At 75.0% G+C, this 9890-nt stretch carries 9 protein-coding genes; 3 read left to right on the top strand and 6 right to left on the bottom strand.

Translation table 11 applies throughout. The annotated features are described in order from the left end of the window. Positions 1-114 precede the first annotated feature (114 nt). A complete protein-coding gene (locus tag AB0C96_RS28620) occupies positions 115-930 on the top strand; it encodes a response regulator transcription factor (RefSeq protein WP_362921175.1) in 816 nt (271 codons plus the stop codon). Further along, positions 927-2084, top strand: coding sequence for a HAMP domain-containing sensor histidine kinase (locus AB0C96_RS28625; protein ID WP_362921177.1), 1158 nt, complete (start codon positions 927-929; stop codon positions 2082-2084). Before AB0C96_RS28620 ends, AB0C96_RS28625 begins: the two co-directional genes overlap by 4 nt. Here the strand turns inward: AB0C96_RS28625 and AB0C96_RS28630 are convergent. The 6 genes from AB0C96_RS28630 to AB0C96_RS28655 form a co-directional block, all read right to left on the bottom strand. Then, a complete protein-coding gene (locus AB0C96_RS28630) occupies positions 2060-3349 on the bottom strand; it encodes an MFS transporter (protein WP_362921179.1) in 1290 nt (429 codons plus the stop codon). The two genes, AB0C96_RS28625 and AB0C96_RS28630, sit on opposite strands and share 25 nt — an antisense overlap. Continuing rightward, on the bottom strand, positions 3346-3903 hold the full coding sequence (locus AB0C96_RS28635; protein ID WP_362921192.1) for a helix-turn-helix domain-containing protein: 558 nt from the start codon (positions 3901-3903) through the stop codon (positions 3346-3348). Before AB0C96_RS28635 ends, AB0C96_RS28630 begins: the two co-directional genes overlap by 4 nt. A gap of 207 nt (positions 3904-4110) precedes the next feature. After that, entirely contained in the window at positions 4111-4749 is a 639-nt protein-coding gene (locus AB0C96_RS28640; RefSeq protein WP_362921181.1) for a cytochrome b/b6 domain-containing protein, read from the bottom strand. Then, positions 4733-5485: a molybdopterin-dependent oxidoreductase gene (locus AB0C96_RS28645; RefSeq protein WP_362921182.1), complete on the bottom strand. Its 753-nt coding sequence runs from the start codon at positions 5483-5485 to the stop codon at positions 4733-4735. The genes AB0C96_RS28640 and AB0C96_RS28645 overlap by 17 nt, the downstream gene beginning before the upstream one ends. 52 nt (positions 5486-5537) lie before the next feature. Beyond that, positions 5538-6518 carry a hypothetical protein gene (locus AB0C96_RS28650; RefSeq protein WP_362921184.1) on the bottom strand — a complete coding sequence of 327 codons (981 nt, stop codon included), beginning with the start codon at positions 6516-6518 and terminating at the stop codon, positions 5538-5540. Between the two features lie 368 nt (positions 6519-6886). Then, positions 6887-8542 carry an FAD-binding dehydrogenase gene (locus AB0C96_RS28655; protein WP_362921186.1) on the bottom strand — a complete coding sequence of 552 codons (1656 nt, stop codon included), beginning with the start codon at positions 8540-8542 and terminating at the stop codon, positions 6887-6889. A 224-nt stretch (positions 8543-8766) separates the two neighbouring features. Here AB0C96_RS28655 and AB0C96_RS28660 point away from each other — a divergent pair, with 224 nt between their 5' ends. Further along, positions 8767-9660, top strand: coding sequence for a DMT family transporter (locus AB0C96_RS28660; protein WP_362921187.1), 894 nt, complete (start codon positions 8767-8769; stop codon positions 9658-9660). The last annotated feature ends 230 nt before the right edge of the window (positions 9661-9890 follow it).

A 9890-nucleotide genomic window follows, 5' to 3' on the forward strand; every position in this document is an offset into this window, starting at 1 on the left:
TGACGTTCCTGCCCCGAAGGGTGCGTTGACCCCGTGCACCGTGCCACGCCGCCCTCCGTGCCGCCTGCCGCCCCCAAGCCCTCGACTCCGCTCGGCCAGGGGGGACCCCCATCCGTGCCGGGGCCGCCGCGCCGTGTCCTGGTGGTCGAGGACGATCCGACCGTCGCCGAGGTCGTCACCGGCTACCTCGCGCGCGCCGGCTACGCCACCGAGCACGTCGCCGACGGCTTCGCCGCGCTCGACCAGGCCGCGGTGTTCCGCCCGCACCTGGTCGTCCTGGACCTGATGCTGCCCGGCATCGACGGCCTGGAGGTGTGCCGCCGGCTGCGGGGCGCGGACGGCGGGCCTGCGGTCCCGGTGGTGATGCTGACGGCGCGCGGTGAGGAGGCGGACCGCATCCTGGGGCTGGAGCTGGGCGCGGACGACTATGTGACCAAGCCGTTCAGTCCGCGGGAGCTGGTGCTGCGGATCGGCTCGGTGCTGCGCCGCGCGGAGTCCGCCCCGCCGGCCGCGGCGCCCTCGCCCGTGCTGCGCGCCGGTGACCTCCGCGCCGACCCCGGCGGCCGACGGGCCGACCGCGCCGGGCGGGAACTCTCCCTGACCGCCCGCGAGTTCGACCTGCTGGTCTTCCTGATGCGCAACCCGGGGCGGGTCTTCTCCCGGGAGGAGCTGCTGCACCGGGTGTGGGGCTGGGAGTTCGGCGATCTGTCGACGGTGACGGTGCATGTGCGGCGGCTGCGGGAGAAGATCGAGGCGGATCCGGCGGCGCCGCGGCTGGTGACGACGGTGTGGGGCGCCGGCTACCGCTTCGACCCGGCCGACGACGTCGCCCCGGCGGACGAGGTCGACCGCGCGGGCGGCGGTGCCTCCCCCGCCGACGGGTCGCGCCCGGGCGGCGGGCCGCTGCCGGAAGGCGGGTACCGGGCATGACGGACTTCCTGGTGATCGTGGCGCTGGCGGCGCTCGGCGCGGCGCTGGCGGGGCTGCTCGCCGCGCCCGCGGTCCGGGCGCTGCGGCGGCGTTCGGTGGCGCTGTCGCTGTTCGCGGTGGCGGCGCTGGCGGTGGCCGCGATGGCGGCGGGCACGGTGGCGGTCGCCCAGGCGATGTTCCTGTCGGGGCACGACCTGGGCGTGGTGATGGCGGTGGTCGCAGTGTCCGGGGTGGTGTCGCTGGCGGCGGCGCTGCTGTTCGGACGGCGGATCGCGGCGGGCAGCCGGGAGCTGGCCCGCTCGGCCCGTACGGTCGGCAGCGAGGGCGGGTTCGTGGCGCCCGCCGAGCCGCCGACGGCCGAACTGGCGGCGCTGTCACGGGCGTTGGAGGAGACCAGCGCGCAGCTGGCGGAGGCGCGGGAGCGGGAGCGGGCGCTGGACGCCTCCCGACGGGAGTTGATCGCGGGGATCTCGCACGATCTGCGGACGCCGCTCGCCGGGCTGCGGGCGATGGCGGAGGCACTGGAGGACGGTGTCGCCGAGGACGCCGGGCGCTACCACGCCCGGATGCGGATCGAGGTGGACCGGCTGGCGGCGATGGTCGACGACCTGTTCGAGCTGTCGCGCATCCAGGCCGGGGCGCTGGCGCTGACGCTCTCGCGGGTGTCGGTGTACGACCTGGTGGACGAGGCGCTGGCGGGGGCCGGACCGTTGGCGAGGGCGAGCGGGGTGCGGCTGGTGGACGGCGGGGTGGTGCCGCTGCCGGTGCGGGTGGACGCCCAGCAGATCACCCGCGTGCTGGGCAATCTGCTGGTCAATGCGATCCGTGCGACGCCGGCCGACGGCACCGTCGCGGTCAGTGCGCGGCAGGTCGAGGGGCGGGTGGTGGTCGCGGTGCAGGACGGCTGCGGCGGCATCCCGCCGGAGGATCTGCCGCGGGTGTTCGACACCGGGTGGCGGGGCGGAGCTGCCCGGACGCCGCGGGCCGACGGCCGGGGTGGGGCGGGGCTGGGCCTGGCGATCGTGCGGGGCATCGTGGAGGCGCACCAGGGGCGGGCCACGGTGCGGAACGCGGGCGCGGGTTGTCGCTTCGAGGTGGCGCTGCCGGCGGCGGAGGCACCGGGCGCGGCTCACGAGGAGCTGCCGGCGGGCTGAGCCGTCGCGGTGCGGTCCGTCGTGCGGTCCGTGGGGCGCGCCGGCAGGTCGCGGACGGTCCGGACCGGGGAGCAGAGCAGGATGAGGGCGGCCAGTGGAACGCCGGCGGTGGTGATCCACAGGGCGGTGCGGACGCCGAGGGCGGAGCCGAGTGCGCCGCCGAGGAGGGCGCCGAGCGGCAGGGTGCCGTAGTTGAGGAAGGCGCTGCTGGCGACGAGCCGGCCGAGCAGCGGCGGCGGGCAGTAGCGCTGCTGGAAGCCGACCTTGAGGATGTTGCCGGCCACCACGCCGGCGCTGACGCCGAAGCCGCCCACGACGAACAGCAGGGTTCCGGGGCCGCGGGTGGTGAGCGGGATGAGCAGGGCGGTGGCCGGTACGGCCAGTTCGTACAGCAGCATCGCCCGGGCGGTGCCGAGGCGGGCGGCGGTCCGGCGGACGGCGAGGGCGCCCGCGATGCCGCCGGTGCCGGCCAGTGCCAGCAGTCCGCCGACGGCGCCGGGTGCCAGGCCGACCTCGCGGACCAGGAAGACGGTGAGCAGGGACTGGTAGCCCATCAGGGCGAGGTTGGAGGTGGCGCCGAAGAGGGTCAGGGAGCGCAGCCACCGGTCACCGGCGACCAGGCGGAGCCCTTCGGCGATCTCCGCGCCGAGGGAGCGCCGGGCGCGGGCGGGGGTCGTGGGCCGCGGTTCGCGGTGGCGGATGCCGAGCAGGCACAGCAGCGCGACGAGGAAGGTGGCGGCGTTGGCGAGCAGCCCGTTGACGGCGCCGGCGAGTTGGGCGAGGAGGCCGCCCGCGCCCTGGCCGGCGATCTGCGCCGCGGAGGCGCTGCCGTGCAGTTTCGCGTTGCCCTCGGCCTGGTCGTCGGGGGTGAGGAGGGTGGGGAGGTAGGCGCTGTAGGCGGTCTGGAAGAGCACCGCGGCGGCGCCGGTGAGCAGGGCCACGGTGGTGAGCAGGCCGAGGTCGAGCGCTCCGCTGCGGGCGAGGACCGGTACGGCGGTGAACAGCAGCAGGGACGCCGCGGCGGAGCCCACCATCAGGGGGCGGCGGCGCAGCCGGTCGACCCAGACCCCGACCGGGAGGCCGATCAGCAGCCAGGGGAGCCAGCTGCTGGCGCTGAGCAGTCCGACGGCGAAGGGGTCGGCGCGCAGGGTGGTGACGGCCACCAGCGGCAGGGTGACGGTGGTGACCGCGGCCCCGAACTTGCCGGCGGTCTCACCGCACCACAGCAGGCGGAAGTCGCGGTGGCGGCGCAGCAGTCCGCTCATCGCGCGCCCCGTTCCCGGCGCGGGAAGGACTGGAGTTGGACGAGGACCGGGCGGGCGTCCGGGTCGGCCAACGGGTCGCCGGCGGGGCTGCGGTAGCGGTCGATGACCTGCTCCAACTCGGCGTTGAGGGCCGTGAGTTGGTGTGGTGTGAGATGGAGGTCGCCGCGCCGGAGGAGGGTTCCGGCGTCCCGCCACCGCGGGTCCCAGTCCTCGGCGAGGTAGGTGGTGACCTGCTCGAAGTCGCGTTGGACGGTTTCGTGCAGGTAGACCGAGAGGGCGCCGCGGCTGTCGGGGTCGTCGCGGAAGTCGTTGGTGTCGAGGCGGCGGGAGGCCTGGACGGCCTGCCACCAGCGTTCCCGTTTCGTGCCGCGGCCGGTGTCCTCCTCGATGAAGCCGTGGTCGGCGAGGTGGCGCAGGTGCCAGCTGACGGTGCCGGTGTTCTCGCCGAGGCGGCGGCCGAGTCCGGTGGCGGTGTCCGGGCCGTCGAGGGTCAGCAGGTCCAGGATGCGCATCCGCAGGGGGTGGGCCAGGCCCCGCAGACTGCGGGCGTCCATGCGGCGTACGGGGCGGGCGGCCGGCGACGGCGGGGCGGGGTGCTGCTCGGAGGCATCGCTCATGGGGCGTCAGCATAGGATTGCAGAGACTTCTCTGCACAGGTTTCTCTGCACAGGTTTCTCTGCACAGGTTTCTCTGCACAGGTTTCTCTGCAAAGAGGTCTCTGCATTCCGGGCGTGCTGCTGGGCGCGCCAACGCGGCGCCCGTCAGCGGGACGTGGCGTCCTCGTCACCGTGCTCCCACAGCGGATGCTCGCGCCGGGCCCACCGGGCGTCCACCGAGCCGGTGCGCATCCCGCGGCGGGACTCGGGGTCGGCGTAGGCCTTCCCGATGTGGCCGGCGACGACGAGGACCACGGCGAGGGCGAGCCAGTCGTGGACGAAGGTGGCGCCGGTCCGCCACACCAGGGGGGCGAGGTGGGTGAACCACATCAACAGGCCGGTGCCGGCCATCACCAGCACGGCGCCGGCGATCCAGGCGGCGTAGAGCTTCTGGCCGGCGTTGAACTTGCCGGCCGGGCGGCCCCCCTTGCGGCGCAGCGCGGCGCGCAGCCAGCGGCGGTCGTGCGGGCCGAAGCGGTTGAGACGGCGGAGGTCGGCGCGCAGGGCGCGGGAGGCGAGGCCGAGCAGGAGCGGGACGGGCAGCAGGATGCCGGACCACTCGTGGACGGTGACCATCAGGGCGCGGCGGCCGACGAGTTCGGCGAGGAAGGGGAGGTAGAGGCAGCCCGCGGTGAGCACGCAGACGGCCATCAGGGTGGCGGTGGCGCGGTGCACCCGGTGTTCGGCGCGGGTGAAGCGCGGCACCCGCCCGCGGGCCGCGGCCCACTCAGGTGGTCGGGACATCGTCGCGTCCGTTCGACCGGCCGACCCAGGCGTCGACGTCATAACCGAGGTTCTCCCAGTATCCGGGCTGGACGTGGTCGGTGAGGGTGATGCCGGAGAGCCACTTCGCCGACTTGTAGAAGTACATGGGCGCGACGTAGAGGCGTACCGGTCCGCCGTGGTCGTGGCCGAGCGGCCGGTCCTGCATCCGCAGGGCGACCAGGACGTCGTCGCGGCGGGCCTGTTCGAGGGTGAGGGATTCGCTGTAGGCGCCGTCGAAGCAGGTGAAGCGGACGGCTCGGGCCTCGGGGCGGACGCCGACCGCGTCGAGCAGGTCGGCGAGGCGCACGCCTTCGAAGGGGGTGCGGGGCACCCGCCAGCCGGTGACGCACTGGACGTCGCGGACGAGCCGGGTCTGCGGCATGGCGCGCAGGTCGGCGAGGCGGTAGGAGGCGCGGTGGCGCACCAGGCCGTCGACGGTGAGGCGGTAGCTGTGCTCGTCCTTGTGCGGGACGGAGCCGGTCACCGAGTAGTAGCGGAAGCCGCCGCCGGCCGGGAGCAGTCCGGACAGGCCGGTGGGGTCCTTCTGGGCGACGGCGCCGACGGTGTCGTCCCAGGCGCGCTGGAGGAAGGGGGCCGCGGCGACGCCGGCGGCACCGGCGGCGAGCATGCCGAGCACCACGCGGCGCCCCACCGGGGTGCCGCGCCCGTCCTCGCCGCCGCCCGCCGCGCGGGCCGGGTTCGGGTCCTTGGTCACCCTTCGATTCGAACACCGTGCGGGCGGCGTGGCCAGCGTCCGGGCCCCGACGTCAGACTTTCGTCACCTGGCCCTCCGGACGGTCCCGGACCCGGCGGAGCACGGCGTCCCTGGCGGCCCGGAAGGCGCCTTCGGCGTCGCGGCCCGCGTACGACCACGGGGCCCGGGTGGGGTACGGGCCGATGCGCTGGAAGAGGGCGGCGGCCTCGGCGGTCCGGCCCTCGTGGAACGTGGCGTGGGCGAGGAAGTTGAGGTCGATCTTGCCGCGCGGGTGGTCCTCGCCCTCCCACTCCAGCCACCAGTCGACGGCGGCCTGGAGGAGCTGGTGGGCGTGCCGGGTGGACCAGTGGCCGGAGTCGGCGGGGTCGGGGGGCGCGAGGCCGGCGGCGGCCCGTACGCGGTAGCGCTCGGCGTGGGCGACGACGGGCAGCAGGGCGAGCGGGGAGTCGGCGGGGGCGCCGGCCGCGACCCGGGCGGCGAATTCATGGGCGGGGTGCCGGGGGTCGTCGGCGCTGTCTGGGTGTTGGTCGGCCAGGCACGCGGTCATCAGGTGGTGCGCGTGGTGGTGGTCGGGGTGGCGGGCCAGGATCTGCCGGAAGGCGTGCGCGCGGGCGTCGGGGGTGCCGATGCGGCGGGCCAGGATCAGCGCGGCGAGCCAGGGCGTGGGGTCGTCGGGCAGCATCCGGGCGGCGGCCTCGCAGGCCTCGGCGGCGGCGTCCGCGCTGCGCTCGCCGTGCAGGGCGTCCCGGACGGTGGCGAGGGCCAGCAGGGTGGCGGCGTCGCCGCTGTCCGGTTCGGCGAACTGCCAGTCGCCGGCCCAGGCGGCGCTGCCGGGGCAGACGGCCAGGACCGCCAATCGGTGGCCGCGCCGGTCCCAGTCCGTGCCGGTCTCGGCGAGCAGGGCGCGCACCCGGGCCCACTGGCCGAGCGCCAGGGCGTCGGCGGCGATGGCCAGTTCGGAGTCGTCCAGGGCGGGGGCGAGGGACGGGGCGCCGGGGTGGCGGGCGCGTCGGAGGGTTGGTGGTGGCGGCACGGGTGAAGGGAAGAGGGATATCACGGGTCCGGGGGCTCCAAGGCGCGCCGCACGGTCCGGGCACCGCCCCGTCGTCCTGGTGGGGTGGCGCCGGGCCTGCGCGCGCCGCTGCAGAGGGTGACGGACTGGACCGCACCAGTCATCACGGACAGCAAAGCGCTACGCAGAGCTCCGCGTCAAGGCGCCAAAAGGAATGGCTGGATCCGTCAACTCGCCTGCCGTTGAACGGGGTTGGGCCGTCACCTGGCGCGCTCCGCGCGGTCCGCCACGCCACTCCCCCGGCCCACCCCGCCGGTCCCTCCAGGCCGTCGCCCGGCCCGCCCCGCGGGCCCCTTCGGGCCCATCGCCCGGCCCGCCCCGCGGGCCGCTCAGCCCACCGCCCGGGCCGCCGCCCGGCCGGCGGTGCGCCCGGAGAAGAGGCAGCCCCCGAGGAAGGTGCCCTCCAACGAACGGTAGCCGTGCACCCCGCCGCCGCCGAACCCGGCCGCCTCGCCCGCGGCGTAGACGCCGGGCAGGGGCGCCCCGCCCTCGGTCAGCACCCGGGAGGCCAGGTCGGTCTCCAGCCCGCCGAGGGTCTTGCGGGTGAGGATGCTCAGCCGCACGGCTATCAGCGGGCCGGCCTGGGGGTCGAGCAGCCGGTGCGGGGCGGCGGTGCGTATCAGCCGGTCGCCGAGGTACTTCCGGGCCCCGCGCACCGCGGTCACCTGGAGGTCCTTGGTGAAGGGGTGGCTGATCTCGCGGTCCCGCGCCACGATCTCGTCGCGCAGCGCGGCCTCGTCGATCAGCGGCTCCTCGGTCAGCTCGTTCATCCGCCGTACGAGGTCGGACAGGGAGCGTTCGACGATGAAGTCCGCGCCGTGGTCCATGAACGCCTGCACCGGCCCGGGGGCACCCGCCCGGGCCCGGCCCAGTACCTCGCGGATGCTCTTGCCGGTCAGATCGGGGTTCTGCTCCGAGCCGGAGAGGGTGAACTCCTTCTCGATGATCTTCCGGGTGAGCACGAACCAGGTGTGGTCGTGGCCGGTCCGCATGATGTGCGCGAGCGTGCCCAGGGTGTCGAAGCCGGGGAAGAGCGGCACCGGCAGCCGCCTGCCGCGGGCGTCCAGCCACAGCGGCGACGGGCCGGACAGGATCCGTATGCCGTGCTGCGGCCAGATCGGGTTCCAGTTCTCGATGCCCTCGGTGTAGTGCCACATCCGGTCCCGGTTGATGATCCGGCCGCCGGCCGCCTCGGCGATGCCGAGCATCTTGCCGTCCACGTGCGCCGGCACCCCGGACAGCATCCTCCGGGGCGGCTCGCCCAGCCGGGCGGGCCAGTTGGCGCGCACCAGCTCGTGGTTGCCGCCGATGCCGCCGGAGGTGACGATCACGGCCTGGGCCCGCAGCTCGAAGGCGCCGCTCACCTCGCGGCTGCTGGGCCTGCCGCGGGCCACGTCCGAGGGCTCGAGGACCTCGCCGCTGACCGTGTCCACACTGCCCGCGCTGCCCGACAGCCCGGTGACGCGATGCCGGAAGCGCAGGTCCACCAGGCCGCGGGCCACGCCGGCCCGCACCCGGCGCTCGAACGGCGCTACCAGGCCGGGCCCGGTGCCCCAGGTGATGTGGAAGCGCGGGACGGAGTTGCCGTGGCCGGTGGCGTCGTAGCCGCCGCGCTCCGCCCAGCCGACGACGGGGAAGAACCGGACGCCCTGCCGGTGCAGCCAGGAGCGCTTCTCCCCGGCCGCGAAGTCCACGTACGCCTCGGCCCACTTGCGCGGCCAGTGGTCCTCGGGCCGGTCGAACCCTGCCGTGCCCAGCCAGTCCTGCCAGGCCAGCGCGTGGCTGTCGCGGATCCGCAGCCGGCGCTGCTCGGGGGAGTCCACCAGGAAGAGGCCGCCGAAGGACCAGTGCGCCTGCCCGCCCAGGGACTGCTCGGGCTCCTGGTCGAGCAGGATCACCGTGCGCCCGGCGTCCACCAGCTCGGCGGTGGCGGCCAGGCCCGCGAGCCCCGCTCCGATCACGATCACATCAGCGTCGTACGCCATTTCGCCTCTCCTCACCGGGGCACGCCGGCGCGCGCCGGCCGCCGTGGAGCACGATCCTCAGCGCACCCGACTGCCGCGTCAACCGTCTGATTACCGCGCAGTACGCAAGGGCGCGCGAGAGAATGGGGGTGACCGGGGCCGAGCCGCGGGCGTGGCCCCGCGCCCGCCGTCGGACGGCTGTTCTCGGGCGCAGCCCCGCCCACGCACGATACGAGGTGTGCGACGTGACGGTGATACTGCTCGCCCTCGGAGCGGCCTGCTGTCTGGGGCTCGGCTTCGTACTGCAACAGGCCGCCGCACAGCACGCGCCGATGAAGGACTACCTCTCGCTGCGGCTGCTGCTCGACCTGGTGCGGGTGCCGCAGTGGTTGGCCGGTATCGCCCTGATGGTGGTGGGCATGGCGCTCGGTGCGGTGGCGCTGGGGATGGGCGACATCACCCTCGTGGAGCCGTTGCTGGCGACCAATCTGCTGTTCGCGATGGCGCTGTCACGGCGGCTGACCCGGCAGCGGCTCGGCCGCACCGGATGGGGCGGGCTGTGGCTGCTGGCCGGTGGGGTGACGGCCTTCATCGTGGCCGGGCGCCCGCAGGGCGGCAGCCGGAGCACCGACCACCTGTGGCAGTGGCTGATCATGGGGATGGTGCTGGGCACCGCCCTGCTGCTGGCCGCCGTCGCCAAACGGGAGCAGGTACACGTGAGCCTGGAGGCCGCCCTGCTCGGCGTCGCGGCGGGCCTGCTCTACGGGCTCCAGGACGCCCTGACCCGGATCAGCGGCGAGCACTTCGGGCAGGGCGGCTGGTCCGCCCTGCTCGCCAGCTGGCAGCCGTACGCCATCGTCGTCCTCGGGGTGCTGGCCCTGGTGCTGGTGCAGAGCGCCTTCGAGTCGGCACCGCTGCGGCTCTCGCTCCCCGCGCTGACCGCCGCCCAACCACTCGCCGGCATCGCCTGCGGCGTGGGCTTCCTCGGCGACCAGCTACAGGTGACGCCCGGGGCGCTGGCCTGGGAGGCGGCCGGGATCGTGGCCATCGTCTCCGGCATCGTCCTGATCGGCACCCATCCGGCAATGCCGCCGGGCGCGGGACGCGCGGAGAGTCCGACCTCCCACGTGTTCGGCTGACCGTGGCCTTGGCGGCCGGCGTTCCCCCCACGTTGTTGGCTTTCCCACCGTGGCCTGGCGGCCGGCGTTCGCCCCACGTTTTTGGCTCTCCCATCGTGGTGGTTTCTCGCCGTTTCGCCTACGGCGGGCGGTGCCGCTGCGCGGGGCTGTCGGGTGCAGTGACGGGCCGGAGGGGTAGGGGTGTGGGACTGCTTCGCTTTACGTCCCACACCCCAACCCCAACGGCCCGG

This window comes from Streptomyces sp. NPDC048506 (assembly GCF_040651315.1).
GTDB lineage: Bacteria > Actinomycetota > Actinomycetes > Streptomycetales > Streptomycetaceae > Streptomyces.

Excerpts from the sequence above, each read along its gene's own strand:
- AB0C96_RS28640 (WP_362921181.1), bottom strand. The coding sequence starts at position 4,749 with ATGTCCCGACCACCTGAGTGGGCCGCGGCCCGCGGGCGGGTGCCGCGC.
- AB0C96_RS28625 (WP_362921177.1), top strand. The coding sequence starts at position 927 with ATGACGGACTTCCTGGTGATCGTGGCGCTGGCGGCGCTCGGCGCGGCG.
- AB0C96_RS28630 (WP_362921179.1), bottom strand. The coding sequence starts at position 3,349 with ATGAGCGGACTGCTGCGCCGCCACCGCGACTTCCGCCTGCTGTGGTGC.
- AB0C96_RS28635 (WP_362921192.1), bottom strand. The coding sequence starts at position 3,903 with ATGGACGCCCGCAGTCTGCGGGGCCTGGCCCACCCCCTGCGGATGCGC.
- AB0C96_RS28655 (WP_362921186.1), bottom strand. The coding sequence starts at position 8,542 with ATGGCGTACGACGCTGATGTGATCGTGATCGGAGCGGGGCTCGCGGGC.